Here is an 18,433-nt window from a genome sequence, read left to right as displayed (position 1 = left end):
TGTAGTTCACAACCGAGAGCTGTCAAGCGATATGCAGGCACTGACGTCGAGAATGTTTCTTTTCACGACGTTCGAGTAGTTTGCGCGGCCAGGCCGGTCCACCAAGTACTGCTGGAGCTGAGCAGCTATGGCCTTGCGAAGGTCTTCGGCGATATCCTCGGCGCTGGCACCGGTGACCGTCGAGAAGCTCACGCCATCCGCTGGATCGCCGGTGTCCAGGTTGATGTAGGCACCCGCCTGGATAAGGGTACCCTGGTCGTCGAACCAAAGCATCAGCACGCAACAGTCCGATCTGGGCGGCGTGTCCGGCCGGTCGATCCTCGTCGAAACGAACAGACCCTTTTCTCCATAGGAGACCGAGGTGTCCGGCTTCCACACCTTATAGTAGAAGCCGTTGTTTTGGTAACTCGCGGCATTCCCGTCTTCTTGATCCCACCCATAGCCAGCGTTGAGCAGGGCTCCCAGTTGGTCGATGTTCACGTGGATCATGACTTCGCCTCTCCATTCACCTGGTCTCGCTCTCGGACGAAGATGCACGCGTCGATTTTGTTGATCACGTGGTTGATGATGGCGGGGAAGTTGAGTTGACCCGGCTTGGGTCCGAGGTGGACGAGGAAGCCGCCGGCGTCGTCGAAGAGCTTGCCGGACAGCTGCACGACCAGAGGGATCGCGGGCGATGGTTCCGGCGCGCTCCACTCGAGATTCAGCGGTCGCTGGGCGTCGCGGGCGCTCAGGGTGCCCTGAGCGCTCTGCAGGGCTCCGTTCGCGGTGAACACCAGGTTCAAGGTGCATACATCGACGACGCCGTTGCGATCGAAATGCTCCACTGTCGCAGTGACTGTCAACCCGGTGGCTTGATTGTGGTCGTCAAGCTGCCACATGCACACCGGTAGCCGCAGGCGGTAGTCCTTGGAATAGATCGTGAACGTGGCGGCCGCGCCGCCCTCGTCGTTCCAGCCGTTCGGGAGTCTCCCCCCGAGCTCACAGTAGTCGAGGACGATGGGGTAGTTCCGCTCGAGCGTCCTCTGCCATGGAGTGTTGGGATCATCGGGTTGGGAACCGTCCGACCCAATCCAGGCGTTGCACGGGAACTCGCAGGGCGTTCGCGGGATGTTGTCTTGAACGGTGAGCTTGACCAGCCACCAGCCTGCGTTCGAATTTTCGTTGTCGGTGCGGACAAATACAGAGATCGGCTCGCCGATCTCCTCGTCGATGTCAATGTCGAAGACGTCGGTCTTGCCGAGCTGAAAGGGCAGGCCGCCCCCCTCGCGGTCTTTGAGCGGGTACTCCTTGGAGGACGCCTGCCTGCCGTGGATGGTAACGAAGATATGCGAATATGTCTGAGCATACTGCATAGTCCCGGTTACGGTCGTTATCTTGTATTGCGTCATGGAGTATTCGCCCTGTGTGCAAATGTGGTACTAGCGTATTCGCAAGAGGGGCCAGCCGCATCGCCAGCCGGGTAGACTCCGCTGCGTTTTCCCATGAGGCGAGGCTATTGCCGCCTGGGAGCCTTCGTGGCTCCGGTGACCTGGGCCATGAGACTCCAGGCAGGTTTCTCATGTCAATTACAAATGCAATCGAGGTAACAGGTCCGGACGACGTGGCGCTGCTTCCGTACCCTGCGTCGTCATGACATTGGGGTTCAACGTGGGCGGTCGCGCGGTGCCGACAGGGAAGGCCCGAGCCGCCTCTCCCGGCGGTAGCCCCCGCCCTCGAGGCGTCGGGACCTGAGACCGCGATGTGCCGGACCACCGTTCTGGTCTCTGCAGCGCGCCTGGGTACGCCTGGCTCTCACCCGCTGGCGCCCGCCCTCATGGGTGGCACACGATCGGATCAGCGAGAGCGAGCCCGCGAGCGCGTCGATGTGCGAGCCTGGCGGCGCCATGCCGAGCGCTGGTCGGGCGAGGCGCGCACTGGACACCGGTCAGCGCTGTCCGTCTCGGACGGCATCAGCCCGACGAGCTCAGGGAGGCTTCAGGCAAGGGGCGCTCGCTGCCTGAATGCAGGCCCGTGCGGCGACTACCCTGACGTCCACCGGACAGGGGCTCCGAGAGGTTGGCCCCGAGCGCCACCGTGTTCTCCCGCGCCGCTTGCTCTGGCATGTCGAGGCTCAAGGGCGCGGTGGAGTCGACCGCTCCCGGTCATCCAGGCCGCCTCGGACGGAGGCCGCCTCATTGCCTGCGCTCGCTCGCGAGCAGCGCCCGGTACGCCTCGAAATCGTCGCCCATCACCGTGCGGATTCGCTCGGGGGCGAGGGGCCGGAAGGCGTTGTTGCCCACCCGCTTCGGGCTCACGTTGGCGCTGTGGATGATGCCCACGATGAAGGAGTCGTCCTCGAGCGCCGTCATCGGACTGGCCCGATCGCTCCAGACAAAGCGCGCGTCCTCGCCGACGTTGATGTCCGGAAACGGGTTCTTCGCCCAGAGCGCCTTGCGGTAGCAGAGCGTATTGCCTCCGAACCACCGTGACGGCCCGCCGCCGTAGACAAATTGCCACGTTTTCCCGGAGGCGGGCTGGTAATAGAGGATACGCGAGAGGCCCGACAGCGCCGCGCGCTCGACGAGAAGGCGCTCGACCTGGTAGCGGATCCGGTTATCGGCCATCCAGTCGTCATCGTCCCAGTGGATGATCACCTCGCCTCGCGCCTCGCGGCAGGCATAGTTGCGCTTCCACCCCACCGTCCGCCGGGAAGGCAAGCGCAGGTAGCGAATGCACGGATCGTCGGGGACGATGTCGTTCACGGGATCCGCGCCGTCATCGACGATGACGAGCTCGCGGTTCGGGTAATCCTGCTTCTGGAAGTGGCGGATCGCGTGAGGGATGAAGCGGCGGCGGTCGGCCGTGGGCATGATCGCGGTGACGAGCGGCTGCTCCGAGAGCTCGATTCGCAGCGGTGGAGCGGGCGGCGGCGGGGCATCCAGCGTTGGGGCGGGTGCCTCCGATCCCACACCTCGCGCAGCGAGAGGCCCGGCTTCAAGCGGCGCAGCCCGTTTCTTGAGCAGGATCATGCTGCCTTCGGCGTGCACTTGGACGTACGCGCCTGCGCAGAGGATCGCGTCCACCACCCGCGTCACCCCGGGATATCCACCGCCGTAATCGTGGAAGAGGACATACCCGCCCTCGACAACCCACGGATCGAAGTGCGCGAAGTCACTGCGCACGCTCGCCTCATCGTGCAGCCCGTCGACAAGGAGCAAGCTGACCGGGCCTGCCCACGCCACCTCGGGCGCGCGCCTCTGGAGGGGCACGATGTACGCGCCGAGCTCCGCGTGGGCGATCGTGCGGTCGAATTTGAGCCGCGTCGGCGGTGTGCTCACGATCCGCCAGTCGCGGGCGCCCACGCGGCCGTCATGCGGATCGATGGCATAGATGCGGGCCTCCGGCCGCAGGGCCTGGACCACGCGGCCGAGGACGACGGTAGCCTTGCCGCAATAGCTGCCGATCTCCACCATCGCGTGCGACGCTGGCAACTCCTCGAGCGCGCGAGCGGCCGCGGTGATGACCAGATCGGCCTCCTCTTCCGAGAGCCAGCCCTCGATGGCCTTCATCTCGGCGAGGATCGGGCAGCGGAGGAGCAGGCGCGGCGCCTCGCCCGCGGGCTGCGCCTTCTGGAGCACGACCAGGGTCCCCACGGCCCCGATCCGGCGATAGGAGCCGGATGCGCAGAGCTCGTCGACGACCTGGATGACGCCAGGAAAGTAACCGGCATGATCGTGGAAGGCCACGTACCCGAACGGCGCGATCCATCGCTCGAAGTGCTCGAAATCTTCGCGTACGCTCTCGTAGTCGTGCAGGCCATCGACGAGGAGCAGGCTCACCGGCCCCTGCCACGCCACCTCGGGTGCGCGCTTCTCGATCGTCACGACCTGCTCGCCAAGGCCCGCGGCCGCGACGGTGAAATCGAACCGCGCGCGCGTCGGGGACGTGACCGACAGGCCGGTGTCGCGGGCGCCGACTCTGCCGTCGTGCGGATCGATCGCGAAGAGCCGCGCCTCCGGCTGGATCGCCTGTGCGGTGCGGCCAAGCACGAGCGTGGCCTTGCCGCAATAGCTGCCGATCTCCACCATCGCGTGGGTGGCTGAGAATTCGTACAGGGCGCGGCCGGCGGCAGCGATGAGCAGATCTGCCTCGTCGTCCGAGAGCCAGCCTTCGATCGGCCGCATCTCGGCGAGGACGCGCGTGGCGAGGAGGACGTCGCGTCTGTCTCGGGGGGCGCTCTGCGCCCACGAGAGAGCTTCGGGCCCGGGGGGCGGAACGGGGCCGTTCTTGCCAGCGCGCTCTGCCGCGGCGTTCGCGGGAGGCAACGCCGCGGCGGGCTCGCCGTAGTTGCTGAAGCGAGCCCGGATATGGCGCCGGAGCGGGTCCTGCGAGCGCCTCGGGATGGGGTGGACCCAGTAGACGCGCGGATCGGCAAAGGCCGTGTTGAGCTGCGCGACCGAATACTGGACGCGAAACTTGACATACTCGTAGCTGCACGGGTTCTCGGCGACCTCATAGCCGAGGAGCGCGGTGAGCGTCGGGAAGAGCACCTCCTCCGTGGCCCACATGCGCGAGCGCTGCAAGATGGCCTGGAGCTCCTCGTCACGGAAGAGCGAGACGATCTCGCGCGCGGCCGCGGCGGTGATCACCGTCGAGGGCCAGAAGGTCCAGTGAACGAACTTCGCCTCCCCGTCAGGGAAGCGCCGGAGAAAGCGCCGCCAGAGGTCGATCTCGCGGCGGGCGGCGATCGCCGGCGGCATCGTCGGGACGGGGCCCTGTGGAGCGGGGGAGTTGCCGAGCAGGCCCACACGCGGTCGCGAAGCGAGGAACGCCTCGAGGTGGCCCGAGTAGCCGGGCCTGGTCGCGAGCTGGTCCGAGTCGACAACCGTCATCGCGTCGAACGGGAGCGACTCCAGCGCAAAGCGCATGCAATCGACGGCGAAGCCATGCAGGTAGCCCCACTTCATCGGCCGCGGCGCCGGGTGGACCATGGCGCCGTACTGCTCGAAGGGGAAATCGTCGCCGAGGAGCTTGCGGTTCGTGCCGCCGTTGTAGAGGAGGATTGCCGATGCAGGATCGAGGTAGTGGAGATTCCGTATCAGGTCGATGACGCTCTCACGGTCCTCGTGCACGAGGCAGGCATAAACGTTCCGGAAGGGCATGTGCTCACTCGAAACGAGACACGAACTATGGGGCGCGGCGAGAATCTGCTCGTCAGGCAGATTGACGGAAACTGCCATAACATGCCTTCGACATAATTCAAGACCCGATCCGAGACACGCCGGACGAACAATCTTCAGTCTCATGGGGCCGCGCGAGCTCCGATCCTTCGCCCGCGGGCCCGGCGAGCCTTGCTATCGACGCGTGTGCGCCGCTAGTGTCGTGCGTCATGCAGACCGCGAACCGCCGCCGGCCCGTGGCGCACGCGATCCGCCGCTTCCTCGAGCAGGGTTGTGCCGCGCGCCGCCCAGAGCCCCACGGCGGAGATGCGCCCGTGAGGAAGGAGACGCCCCGATGAGCGAGGTGATGTCGAGGCGCGACGCGCCCCCCGTGTGGACGTACTGGGAGGGGCCCTGTCCGCCCTACGTGGAGCTCTGCCTCGACAGCCTCCGCCGCCACGCGGGCGCGCGGGTGCTCGATCGCGCCTCGTTCGACGAGCTCTGGACGAGCGATCGCGATCTGCCCATCGACGCGCTGTACGTCGCGCACCGGGCCGATTACATCCGCGCGTACCTCCTCCTCCACTACGGCGGCTTCTGGATCGACGCCGACTGCGTGCTCCTGCGGCCCGTCGCGCCGCTCGCCGCGCTGCTCGACCAGCATGATCTCGTGACGTACCGCGAGCCGGCCGGGGCCATCGCCAACAACTTCCTGCTGGCGCGGCCTGGCGCGCCTGTCGTCGCGGACTTCTACGCGCGGGTCGCCGCGCACCTGCGCGCCCGCCGGCCGATCGACTGGCTCGAGATCGGCAGCGTGCCGCTGACGGCGGCCATCGAGGCGCACCCTGGATCGACGCACATGGTACCCACCGCGTGGATCATGCCGGTCTGCTGGAGCCAGGCCGCCCGCCTGCTCGACGAGGTGGCGCCGGAGCCCAGGGACGGATTCATCGATTTCCACGCGCGTTTCGAGCCGGACGCCTACTGCTACATGCTCTCGAACCAGTCGATGCCTGCGTGGCTCAAGGGGAGCAGCCGGTCCGAGGTCCTGTGTTCACCCATGTTTCTTGGCCATCTGCTCCGCACCAGCCTCTCAGGAGACCCTGCCATGGCGAGCCATGCTCCCAATTACGCGTACTGGCATCAAAGCGGCTGTGCGTGGGCGTCGGAATACGATCGGCGCAGGACGAGGCACCCGTTCTTCCACATCGCCGAGGTGATGATCGCCGACCACGTCGCGCACCACGCGCCCTGCCGCGTGCTCGAGTTCGGTTGCGGGCCGGGGCGACACCTGCTCAACCTGAGCCAGATCGAGGGGGTCGACGCGCACGGCTTCGATCAGAGCCCGACGATGGTGGAGGCCGGCTTCGGCTGGGCCTCACCTGAGTGGCGGGCCGCGCACGTCAGGGTCGGAGCGCCAACAGGGGCGCTGCCGTACCCGGATGGCCATTTCGATATCGTATTCACCTCGGAGACGCTGGTCCACACCCGCCCCGAGGACCTGAAAGGCCGCCTCGCCGAGCTGCTCCGCGTCTGCCGGGGGCACGTGCTGCACCTCGAGAACACGCCGTCCTGGACCGGGTACTCGGCGTGGCACAACGGCTGCTGGGGGCACGATTTCGTGATGGCGTACAAGGAGCTCGGGCACACGTGCGAGGTGCTTCCCCCGGGGTTCACGCGGCAGACGCCGTACCGGACGGCGGTGCGGCCCGAGTCGGTGAAGTGGACGTGGCAGCCGGCGATGCTGGCGCTCTACCGGCGCATGGAGGCGCAGCTCGAGGAAGGGTTCCAGCGTGCCGGGGCGGCGGGGTACGCGTGAGCGAGGCCGGCGCGCACCCGGGCGCGAGGCTTCCTGGCGGCGCTGACGACAACAGCAAGCACAAGTCCCTGATGCACGGCGCCGCCCCGACCATCGAGAGATGGGGGCTTCAATAAGGAGATGGCCGCGATCAAGGCGTCCGTGAAGACAGCTCGGCGTCTCGAAGGCGCGCTGGAAAGACCAGGTGATGACCTTGAGATGTCAACAGGTCAGCGGCCCAGCATCGCGGGTGCATTGTGGAGAAAGTAGGGGCCTCCGTGTCGTGACAATGACGAAAAGATCACGTTTCTATCTGTTCGCAGTGTGCCCGCCGGGAAACACCTGATCGTCTGTCCACTGCAGCTCCGACACGCAGATGTGGAATTCAGCTCCTCGATCCGTCGTCCGGATTCGCCCCCTGTCTGAAAAAAGCGAGCCGAATGGCGCTTCCTCGAACCGCGCTATTGGCGCGGGACATAAAATTGTGTTAGGGACATTTCGATGGAATGCCCAGCAGCCGTTGACGGTCGAGCTGTTCGATGAATCAAGGTTTCCCCGGAGGCGCCTGGACGGCAGAGGCCATCCAGGCCTGGCTGATTGAGCACCTCGCCTCATGCCTCGGGATCGACCCGAGCGCGATCTCGATCGGGGAGCGATTCAGTCGTCTGGGCCTCGACTCACGTCGCGCGACGGGCCTCCTCAGCGATCTCGGCGCCGCGATGGGACGTCCGCTGTCGCCGACGCTCGTGTGGGACCGCCCGACCATTGCCGAGCTCTCTCTGTTTCTCGCGGGTGTCGCGCCTGTTTCGATTCTGTCACAACCAGTCGCGCCTGTTTCGACTCTGTCACAGCCAATCGACGCGCCAGCGTCCATCGGAGGCGATGATCTCATTGCCATCATCGGCCTCTCCTGCCGCTTCCCGTCGGCGAACGATCTCGAAGCTTTCTGGGCGCTGCTGAGCGACGGCGTTGACGCGATCACCGAGGTCCCGGCGGATCGCTGGAATAAGGAGGCCTTCTACGATCCCGACCCGTCGGCGCCCGGGCGCACGAGCACCCGATGGGGCGGCTTCCTCGAACAGGTGGATCGGTTCGATGCGCAGTTCTTCGGCATCTCGCCGCGCGAAGCCGTCCAGATGGATCCGCAGCAGCGCCTGGTCCTCGAGCTCGCGTGGGAGGCGCTCGCGGACGCGGGCGTGCCCGCGGAGGCGCTCCGCGGCAGCAAGACCGGCGTCTACATGGGCGCGATGTGGAGCGATTACGCCCGGTGCGCCGCCGGGAGGGCCTCGCACATCACGCAGCACACGGCGACCGGGCAGGACATCAGCATCATCTCCGCACGGGTCTCCTACGGGCTCGGCCTGGAGGGCCCGAGCCTCACGGTGAACACCGCCTGCTCGTCGTCGCTCGTCGCGATCCACCTCGCTTGTCAGAGCCTTCGGGCGGGCGAGTCGACGATGGCGCTCGCGGGTGCCGTCAACCTCCTCATCGATCCCGAGAGCACCGTGGCGATGACCAAGTTCGGCGCCATGGCGCCCGACGGGCGCTCGAAGGCGTTCGACGCGCGCGCGAACGGCTACGTCCGGGGGGAGGGCGCCGGGGTCGTCGTTCTGAAGACGCTCCGCCGCGCCCTCGCGGACGGGGATCCCATTCGTTGTCTGATCCGGGGAAGCGCCGTCAACAACGACGGCTTCTCGAACGGCCTCACCGCGCCGAACCCGCAGGCGCAAGAGGCGGTGCTGCGCGACGCCTACCGCGCCGCCGGCGTCGCGCCGGAGCGGGTGCACTACGTCGAGGCGCACGGGACCGGTACGATGCTCGGCGATCCGATCGAGGCCAAGGCCATCGGGGCCGTGCTGGGGCGCGCGCGGGACGACGGTCGACCGCTGCTCATCGGCTCGGTCAAGACCAACATCGGACACCTCGAAGCGGCCGCGGGGATGGCAGGGCTGATCAAGACCGTGCTCTCGATCCAGCACCGGAAAATCCCCCCCAATCTGCACTTCGAGCGGCCGAACCCCTATATCCCCTTCGCAGAGCTGCGCCTCGCGGTGCCGCCGAGGCTCCTCGACTGGCCCCATGAGGACGAGGCCGCGCTCGCGGGCGTGAGCTCCTTCGGCTTCGGAGGGACGAACTGCCACGTGGTGCTCGAGGAGCTTCGCCCGAGCCCGGCGCAGATCCTCCCGCTCGCGGCCGACGCGCCGGAAGCCCTCGCCGCGCTGGCGCGAGAGGTCCGCGCCCTCGCGGGCGCGCCCGGTCCGGAGCCGGGGCTCTCCGATCTGTGCGCGACGGCCGGGGCGACGCGGAGCCTGGGGCGGCACCGGATGGCCGTCACGGCCAGCTCGCGCGCAGAGGCGGCGGCGGCGCTCGATGGCTACCTCGCCGCGGTCCCGCGGAAGGGGCTCTCGGCCGGCGACGCGGCGGCGCACCAGGGGCGGGTGGTGTTCGTCTTCGCCGGCAGCGGCTCGCAATGGCCGGGCATGGGGCGCACGCTGCTGCTGCAGGAGCCGGTCTTCCGCGCGGTGATCGAGCGCTGCGATCGGGCGCTGCGCCGGCTCGCCGGCTTCTCGCTCCTCGACGAGCTCCTCGCCGACGCGTCGCGCACGCGGCTGCGCGACGTGAACGTGCAGCAGCTGTCGCTCTTCGCCGTCCAGGCGGCGCTCGGCGCGCTGTGGCGGTCCTGGGGCGTCGAGCCCGCGGCGGTGATCGGCCACAGCGGCGGTGAGATCGCCGCGGCGCACGTGGCAGGCGCGCTCGATCTCGAGGACGCGCTGCGCATCGCCCACCACAGGAGCAGGCTCCAGCAGCGACTGAACGGCAGCGGCGCGATGGCCCTCGTGGAGCTGCACGCCGAGGAGGCCGAGCGCCTCTGCGCCGCGCGCCCGGGGCGCCTCTGTGTCGCCGGCTACAACAGCCCGATCTCGACCGTGATTTCGGGCGAGGAGGCCGCGGTCGTCGACGCGCTCGCCGCGCTCCAGCGCGAGGGTCGCACGGGCCACCGGATCAAGGTCGACTTCGCGGCCCACAGTCCGGCGATGGATCCGCTCGTCCCCGAGCTGCTCGCTGCGCTGGGAGAGCTGAGGCCCCGGCGCGCGTCGGTGCCCATCGTGTCGACGGTGACCGCCGCCGCGCTCGACGGCGCCGAGTGCACGGCGGCGTACTGGGCCCGGAATCTCCGGGAGCCGGTGCGGTTCGCGGCGGCGCTCGAGCTGTTGATGAGCGAGGGGCACGACACCTTCCTGGAGATCGGGCCGCACCCGGTCCTGCTCCACAACATCGAGCAGACCGTGCAGCGCGGCGGCCGGCACGCGGCGGTGCTCGCGTGCATGCGTCGCGGCGAGGACGAGGCGGCGACGCTGCGCGAAGCGCTCGGCGAGATCTACGTGCGAGGCGCGTCGATCGACTGGCCCCGCGTGTTCCCGGCCGACGCCCGCCCCGTCGCGCTCGCGGGCCCCGCGGTCGCCCGGGCGGAGGTGTCGCTCCTGCCCCTCTCGGCGCACACGCCGGAGGCGCTGCGGGCCCTCGCTCGAGGGGTGTCGTCCCAGCTCCGGGGCCGCCCTCCGCTCGCGCTCCACGATCTCTGCTACACGGCCGCGGCACGGCGGGGGCACCAGGACCACCGGCTCTCGGTGCTCGCCGACTCCGTCTCGGGGCTCGCCGAGGAGCTCGACGCCTTCGTCGCGGGTGAGGTGCGCCCCGGGCTGACCGTCGGGCGATGCCCTCCGGGATCACGTCGCAAGATCGTGTTCGTTTTCGCAGGGCAGGGGGCGTCGTGGGCCGGGATGGGGCGCGAGCTCCTCGCGAGCGAGCCGGTGTTCCGCGAGGCGATCGAGCGCTGCGACGCCGCCCTCCGCCCGCACCTCGGATGGTCGGTGCGGGACGAGCTGCAGGTGGACGCCTCGCGCTCGCGCCTGTCGCGGTCGGACGTGGCGCAGCCCCTGTTCTTTGCCCTCCAGGTCGCGCTCTCGGCCCAGTGGCGCGCGTGGGGGGTCGTGCCCGATGCGGTCATCGGCCACAGCGTCGGGGAGATCGCGGCCGCCCATGTCGCCGGCGCGCTGGAGCTCGAGGACGCGGCGCGCATCGTGAGCCACCGCGGGCGGCTCGCGCACCGGGCCGCCGGGCAGGGGCGGATGGCCGTCACCGCGGTGTCCCGCGAGGAGGCCGAGCGGCTCGTCGCGGAGTTTCCCGGGCGGCTCTGGGTGGCCGCGATGAACAGCCCTTCCTCGACGGTGCTCTCGGGCGAGCCGGACGCCCTCGCGGCGGTGCTCGAGCGCCTCGAGTCCCAGGGCAAGAACTACCGCTTGCTCGACGTGGATTTCGCCTCTCACAGCGGCCAGATGGTGCCGCTCGCCGAGGAGCTCGAAGCCGCGCTGGAACGGCTCGCTCCGCGGAAGGCGACGCTGCCGATGCTCTCGACCACCCTGGGGCAGCCGGTCCTGGGGAGCGAGCTCACGGGGGCCTACTGGGCGCGCAACATGCGCGAGCCGGTCCGGTTCGAGGCAGCGGTGTTCGAGGCGATCGGGCAAGGGTACGAGATCTTCGTCGAGATCGGCCCGCACCCGGCGCTCGCACGGCCGATGGCCGAGTGCCTGGAGCGCTCCGGGCGGAGCGGGACGCTCCTCGCCACGTTGCGGAGCGAGCGAGGCGAGCGCGCCGTGATGCTCGAGTCGCTCGGGGCCCTCTATGCGCTGGGTCACCCCGTCCATTGGCGGGGGCTCTATCCGTACGAGGGGAGGCTCGCGCCGCTGCCTTCCTACCCGTGGCAACGGCAGCGTTTCTGGCTGGAGGCCACGCGCGTCGCGGAGCAGCCCGAGGCCCCGGTGTCGCCGGCGGCGGAGGAGCAGGACGCGGGCTTCGGAGCCTACGAGATCCGGTGGGAGCGAAGCGCTGCCCTCGACGCCCACGAGCCGTCGCGACCGGCGTCCAGCGAGCGCTGGATCGTCCTCGCCGATCGCGGGGGCCTGGGCGATCGGCTGATCGAGCGGATCGAGGCGCTGGGCAGCTGCTGCGTGCGCGTCGACGCGGGGGCGGCGTTCGAGCGCCCGGCTCCGGACCGCTATCTCGTCGATCCAGCGCGGCCCGAGGACCTCGTACGCCTCGTCGCCGAGGCCCTCGGGCCGGATCAGCCGGCGTGCGCGGGGATCGTGGACCTCTTCGGCCTCGACGCCGCGGCGCTCGAGGAGACCTCGGCCGCGAGCCTCGCCTCGGCGGAGGCGTCGGGCTGCGCGGGCGTGCTGCATCTGGTCCAGGCGTTGACCGCGACCGGCCGATCGCCGCGCCTCTGGATCGTGACGCGCGGCGCGCAGGCAGCAGGCGAGGAGGTCCTCGCCGTGTCACCGGCCCAGGCGTCGCCGTGGGGTCTCGGGCGGGTGCTCACCCAGGAGCACCCGGAGCTCCGCGCGACCCTCGTCGATCTCGCCCCGCGCGGCGGCGCGGACGAGGCGGCGTCGCTCGCCGAGCTGCTCCTCTCCGCGACGGACGAGCCGCAGTGGGCGCTGCGCGGCGATGCGCGCTACGTGGCGCGGCTCGCCCGGCGTCCGATGGCGGCGCTCGCCGGCGCCAGGTCGGCCGGCGCTGCAGCGGCGGACGAGCTCCGGTTGCGCCCGGACGGCGCGTACCTGATCACGGGCGGCCTCGGCGCTCTGGGCCTCGAGGTCGCGCGGTGGATGGTCGAGCGCGGGGCGAAGCACCTCGTGCTCGTGGGTCGGAGCGGCGGCTCGCCTGCAGCGCAGGAGGCCGTGGGGGCGCTGGAGCGAGCCGGCGCCCGCGTCGAGATCGCCCGGGCCGACGTGGCGAACGCGACCGAGCTCGCGACGGCCCTCGCGCGCGTCGCGCTGCGTATCCCGCCTCTCCGCGGCGTCGTGCACGCCGCGGGCAGCGTCGACGACGCCCCGCTCGTGGAGCTCACCCGCGAGAGGCTCGCGGCGGTGATGTCGTCCAAGGTCGCCGGCGCCTTCAACCTGCACAGCCTGACGCTCGGCGCTCCGCTCGATTTCTTCGTCCTGTTCTCGTCCGTGGCCTCGATGCTCGGCACCGCCGGCCAGGGGAACTACGCGGCGGCGAACGCCTTTCTCGATGCGCTCGCGCATCACCGGCGCGCGCGCGGCCTGCCGGGCCTCAGCATAAACTGGGGTCCGTGGTCCGAGGTGGGCCTGGCGACGCGCGCGGAGCGCTCTGCCTTCCTCGCCGCGCGCGGGATCGCGAGCCTCCCGCCCAGCGACGGGCTCCATGCGCTGGGGCGCCTGCTGCGGGCGGACGCCGCCCAGATCGGCGTTGTCGCGTTCGACGTGGAGCGATGGTGCGAGGCCCACCCGTCCGCCGCCGCGTCGCCGTTCTTCGCGCGCCTGCGCAAGGCTCGGCCGGCCGCGCCCGCGGCGCCCGCCGCGCCCGAGCACCGGCTCCGCGAGGCGCTCGCGGGCGCGCCGCCGGGGCGAGCGCGCCGCCTCCTGCTCGAGGCCCACGTCTCGCGATACCTCGCCTCGGTCCTGGGTCTCCCGCCTTCGTCGCCGATCGATCCGGATACCCCGGTACGCAAGCTGGGGCTCGACTCGCTCACCGCCGTCGAGCTCCGAAACCGCCTCGGCGCGAGCGTCGGGCTGACGCTGCCGGCGACGTTCGTGTGGAACCACCCGACGATCTCCGCGATCGCGCGCTTCCTCGCGGATCGGCTGGGGGTCTCGCTCGAGCCCGCCGCGGCAGCCGGCTCCGACGGGGAGGCGATGGGGCGCGACGGCCACGTCCTGGTCGACGGAGACGGCTCCTCGCGCGCGCAGAACGGCGCGGCGCGGGAGCCGCTGAACGGCCACGCACCGCCGAACGGCGCCTCCGCCGCGCCGGGCCCGGCGATCGCCATCATCGGGATGGGCTGCCGCTTCCCCGGAGGGGTCGTCGATCCGGCCTCCTTCTGGGCGCTCCTGCGCGACGGCGTCGACGCGGTCACCGAGGTCCCCCTGGAGCGCTGGAACGCTCAGGATCTCTATGATGACGACCCCGCCGCGCCGGGGAGGATGAACACCCGCTGGGGCGGCTTTCTCTCGGGCATCGGCGACTTCGACGCCGACTTCTTCGGGATCTCGGCGCGCGAGGCGGTCTCCATGGACCCGCAGCAGCGCATCGCGCTCGAGGTCGCCTACGAGGCGCTGGAGGACGGCGGGCAGACCATCGAGCGACTGGCCGGCAGCGCGACCGGCGTCTTCCTCGGCGTGCAGAGCCACAGCAACGACTACGCGCGGCTCCAGCTCGCCGATCCGGCCAAGATCGACGCCTACAGCGGCACCGGCACGTCCCACAGCATCCTCTCCGGGCGCCTGTCGTACATCTTCGATCTGCGCGGCCCGAACGTCGCGCTCGACACCGGGTGCTCGTCGGCGATCACGGCGATCCACCTCGCGTGTCAGAGCCTTCGCGCCGGCGAGAGCGATCTCGCGCTCGCCGGCGGGGTGAACCTCATGCTGACGCCCGAGTTCACCATCGCGGCCTCGAAGGTCGAGTTCCTCTCGCCGGACGGGCGGTGCAGGACGTTCGACGCCCGCGCGAACGGCTTCGTGCGCGCGGAGGGGTGCGGCGTCCTCGTGCTCAAACGCCTCTCCGACGCGCTCCGCGACGGCGATCGCGTCCGGGCGGTGATCCGGGGCACGGCGCTGAACCAGGACGGGCACTCCAACGGCATCACGGCGCCGAACGGGCTGTCGCAGGTGGCCGTCCTCGGGCAGGCGCTCCGCAACGCGGGCGTCGACCCGTCCGGGGTGACGTACATCGAAGCGCACGGCACGGGCACGACGCTGGGCGATCCGATCGAGGTGGAGGCGCTCGCAGAGGTCTACGGAAGGGCGGGCGCCGATCGCTGCTTGCTCGGCTCGGTGAAGACGAACATCGGCCACTCCGAGGCGGCGGCCGGCGTGGCCGGCGTCATCAAGACGGTGCTCTGCTTCGAGCAGGAGGCCGTGCCTCCTCACCTCCACTTCGAGACCCTGAACCCGCACATCACGATCGACGGCACCCGGTTCGCGATCCCGACCGAGCTCTCTCCCTGGCCCTCCCGCGGGAGCGCGCGCCGCGCCGGCGTGAGCGCGTTCGGCTGGTCCGGCACCAACGGCCACCTGATCCTCGAGGAGGCGCCGCGCGGCGCCGACGCCCGCGCGCCGGTGGAGCCGGTGGAGCCGGTGGAAGACGCACGCCCGCTCCTGCTGCCGCTCTCGGCGGCGAGCCCGGACGCGCTGCGGGCCCGCGCCGAGGCCGTGCGGAGCCTGCTTGGCCGCCCCGAGGGCGCCCCCGCGCTGCAGGACCTCTGCTACACGGCCGCGATCCGCCGGAGCCACCTCAGGCACCGCCTCTCGCTGGTCGCCCGCAGCCGCGAGGACGCGCTCGCGGGCCTCTCGGCGTACCTCGACGACAGACCGCACCCCGGCCTCGTGAGCGGCCGAAAGGCGCCGGAGAGGTCGCGCCGCCTCGCGTTCCTCTTCTCGGGGCAGGGCTCGCAGTGGCTCGGGATGGGGCGCGAGCTGCTCGCGCGTGACGGCGTCTTCCGCGCGATGATGGAGCGGTGCGAGCGCGCCATGCGGGAGCACGTCGCGTGGTCCCTGATCACGTCGCTCACGGCCGAAGGCGAGCGCGCCCGCTTCGAGGAGATCGACTTCATCCAGCCGGCCCTGTTCGCCATCCAGGTCTCGCTGGCGGCGGTCTTCCGCTCGTATGGCGTCGTGCCCGACGTCGTGGTGGGGCACAGCATGGGCGAGGTCGCGGCCGCCTGCGTGGCAGGCGCGCTGCGCCTCGAGGACGCGGCGCGGGTCATCTGCCAGCGCAGCCGCCTGCTCCGGCGCGTGAGCGGGACCGGCGCGATGGCCCTCGTGGAGCTGCCCGAAGCCGAGGCCGAGGCGGCCATCGCCGGCCACCGTGACCGGCTGTCGGTCGCGGTCATCATGAGCCCCCGCGGGACCGTCCTCGCGGGCGATCCGGCGGCGCTGGACGAGGTGCTCGAGGAGATCAAGGGCCGCGGGATCTTCTGCCGCCGGGTCAAGATCGACGTCGCCTCGCACAGCCCGCAGATGGATCCGCTGCTCGGCGATCTGGCCGCGGCGCTGTCGGGGATCGCGCCCCAGCGCGGCTCGATCCCGATGGTCTCGACAGTGACCGGGCAGCCGACCGACGGCAGCGATCTCGACGCCGCCTACTGGGTGCGGAACCTGCGGGCGCCGGTGCTCTTCTCCGGGGTCATCCAGCGGTTGCTCGCGGAGGGCTTCAACGTCTTCGCGGAGCTGAGCCCACACCCGGTCCTGCTCCCGGCGATCGAGTCCGGCCTGCTCGACGCCCGCTCGGGCGGCGTGGCGCTGCTCCCGTCGCTCCGCCGGGAGACGGGCGAGCTGGACATCCTGCTGGAGTCGCTCGGTGCGCTCTACGTCCGCGGGCACGAGGTGGACTTCCGCCGGCTCGTCCCGACGGGCCGCAGCGTCCCGCTGCCGTCCTACCCCTGGCAGCGGCGGCGTTTCTGGATCGACGACGCGACGTCGGGAGAGCCCCTCGCGGCGCAGGGCGACGCGCCGGCGGCGCTCGACGCCTCCGCGCTGCTCGCCGCGGCTCCCGACGAGCAGCGCGCGCTGCTGGAGCGTTACCTGCGCGATCTGCTCGCGCGGACCACGCGGCTCTCGGCGGCCCAGATCGCGGCCGATCGGCCGCTCAGGGAGCTGGGCATCGACTCGCTCATGGCGGTGCAGCTGCGCAACCGCGTCGATACCGATCTCGGCGCGACGCTGTCCATCGTGCAGATCCTGACGGGGTCCAGCGCGTCGCTGCTCGCCGCCGATCTGCTCTCGCAAATCAAGTCACGCGCGCTCCTCGACGCCGTGCACCTGCGCGCCCCGGCGCCCGATGCAGGCCAGGAGGAATGGGAGACCACGCTCATATGAACGAGGGCGTCACGGAGCTGCTGGGCGCGCTCGCCCAGCAGGGGATCAAGCTGTCGGTCGAGGGCGACCAGCTCGCCATCGGGGCGCCGAAGGGCGTGGTGACGCCGGAGATGCGGGCGCTCATCGGGCAGCGCAAATCCGAGCTCGTCGCGCTCCTCCGCCAGAGGAGCGGCGCGGGCGGCAAGCCCGTCGCGCGGATCACGCCGGCCCCGCAGGATCGCTACAAGCCGTTCCCGCTGACGGACATCCAGCAGGCGTACTGGATCGGGCGGAGCGCCGCGTTCGACCTCGGAGACGTCTCGATCCACGCCTACTCGGAGATCGAGGCGACGGGGATGGATCTCGGGCGGCTCTCGCGCGCCTTTCAGCGGCTCGTGGAGCGGCACGAGATGCTCCGGGCCATCGTGCTCCCCGACGGACGGCAGCAGATCCTGGAGCGCGTGCCCGCGTATTCGATCGAGGCGCACGATCTTCGCGGGCTCTCGCCGGAAGCGGCGGAGGCGGAGCTCGCTGCGACGCGCGAGCGCCTCGCGCACCAGCTGCTCCCGGCCGACGCGTGGCCCACGTTCGAGATCCGCGCGTCGCTGCTCGACGGGGATCGCTCCCGCATCCACATCAGCCTGGATCTGCTCCACATCGACGGCGGCAGCCTGCTCAAGCTCGGCCACGAGTGGGCGCTGCTGTACCGGGATCCGGGCGCCTTCCTGCCGCCGATCGAGCTCTCGTTCCGCGACTACGTGCTCGCCGAGATGGAGCTCAAGGGCTCGCCGCAGCACCAGAAGGCCATGGAGTACTGGCGCGAGCGGGTCGCGGTGCTGCCTCCGCCGCCGGAGCTCCCGCTCGCGATGAACCCGGCTGCCCTGCCTCAGACGCGCTTCACCCGCCGCATCGCCAAGCTCGATCCAGAGGCGTGGGCGCGGCTGAAGACGCAGGCGCTGAAGCACGGGCTCACGCTGTCGGCCGTGATGATGACCGCCTACACGACGGTCCTCGCCGCGTGGGGCGAGCGCCCGGATTTCACGATCAACGTCACGATGTTCAACCGCCTGCCGCTGCACCCGCAGGTGAACGATCTCCTCGGCGACTTCACCTCGCTGGTGCTGCTCGGCACGAGCAACACGGCCGGGGAAACGTTCGAGGAGCGGGCGAGGCGGGTCCAGGAGCAGCTCTGGAACGATCTCCAGCACAGGTCGAGCGGGATCGAGGTCCTGCGCGAGCTGGCCCAGGTTCGGCGGCGGCTCTCGGGCGGCATGATGCCGGTCATCTTCACGGGCATCCTCGGCCTCGCGTCGGAGGGCTTCCCGCTCTCGCTCTCTCTCTTCCACGAGCTCGGCGAGGTCGTCTTCAGCAGCGTTCAGACCCCGCAGGTGTGGCTCGACCTCCAGGTCGCGGAGGAGCGCGGCGGCTTCATCGCCCACTGGGACGCGGTCGCCGCGCTGTTCCCGCCCGGGATGATGGACGACATGTTCAACGCCTTCTGCCGGCTGGTCCGGGGGCTCGCCGACGATCCGGCGACGTGGAAGAAGGACGCTCGCCGCCTGATCGAGCTGCCGGAGGAGCAGATCGAGCGATGGGCGGAGCTCAACGCCACG

Annotated in this window: 6 protein-coding genes (1 of these 6 cut by a window edge); 3 read left to right on the top strand and 3 right to left on the bottom strand. The window is 70.3% G+C overall.

Annotation, left to right across the window (positions count from 1 at the left end; all coding sequences use genetic code 11):
• Positions 1-6 precede the first annotated feature (6 nt).
• The 3 genes from POL72_RS00425 to POL72_RS00415 all read right to left on the bottom strand — a co-directional run bounded on the left by POL72_RS00425 (position 7) and on the right by POL72_RS00415 (position 5,288).
• Entirely contained in the window at positions 7-489 is a 483-nt protein-coding gene (locus POL72_RS00425; RefSeq protein WP_272092893.1) for a hypothetical protein, read from the bottom strand.
• Complete coding sequence (locus POL72_RS00420) at positions 486-1,391, bottom strand: PLAT/LH2 domain-containing protein (protein ID WP_272092892.1); 906 nt, start codon at positions 1,389-1,391, stop codon at positions 486-488. The genes POL72_RS00425 and POL72_RS00420 overlap by 4 nt, the downstream gene beginning before the upstream one ends.
• A 783-nt stretch (positions 1,392-2,174) precedes the next feature.
• Positions 2,175-5,288 carry a class I SAM-dependent methyltransferase gene (locus tag POL72_RS00415; protein WP_272092891.1) on the bottom strand — a complete coding sequence of 1,038 codons (3,114 nt, stop codon included), beginning with the start codon at positions 5,286-5,288 and terminating at the stop codon, positions 2,175-2,177.
• Positions 5,289-5,496: 208 nt separating this feature from the next.
• On the opposite strand from POL72_RS00415, the gene POL72_RS00410 reads away from it, so the two are divergent.
• The 3 genes from POL72_RS00410 to POL72_RS00400 form a co-directional block, all read left to right on the top strand.
• Positions 5,497-6,960 carry a methyltransferase domain-containing protein gene (locus POL72_RS00410; protein ID WP_272092890.1) on the top strand — a complete coding sequence of 488 codons (1,464 nt, stop codon included), beginning with the start codon at positions 5,497-5,499 and terminating at the stop codon, positions 6,958-6,960.
• Between the two features lie 518 nt (positions 6,961-7,478).
• Positions 7,479-16,841, top strand: a complete 9,363-nt coding sequence (locus tag POL72_RS00405) for a type I polyketide synthase (RefSeq protein WP_272092889.1) — start codon at positions 7,479-7,481, stop codon at positions 16,839-16,841.
• Positions 16,820-18,433, top strand: partial view of a non-ribosomal peptide synthetase gene (locus POL72_RS00400; protein WP_272092888.1) — the start only. 2,649 nt of this gene lie beyond the right edge of the window; the window shows 1,614 of its 4,263 coding nt (coding positions 1-1,614); its start codon is at positions 16,820-16,822; its stop codon lies off the right edge, out of view. Before POL72_RS00405 ends, POL72_RS00400 begins: the two co-directional genes overlap by 22 nt.

This window comes from Sorangium aterium (genome assembly GCF_028368935.1).
Lineage (GTDB): Bacteria > Myxococcota_A > Polyangia > Polyangiales > Polyangiaceae > Sorangium > Sorangium atrum.
The sequence above is the reverse complement of the archived record's forward strand: the minus strand, read 5'-3'. Positions and strand labels throughout refer to the sequence as shown.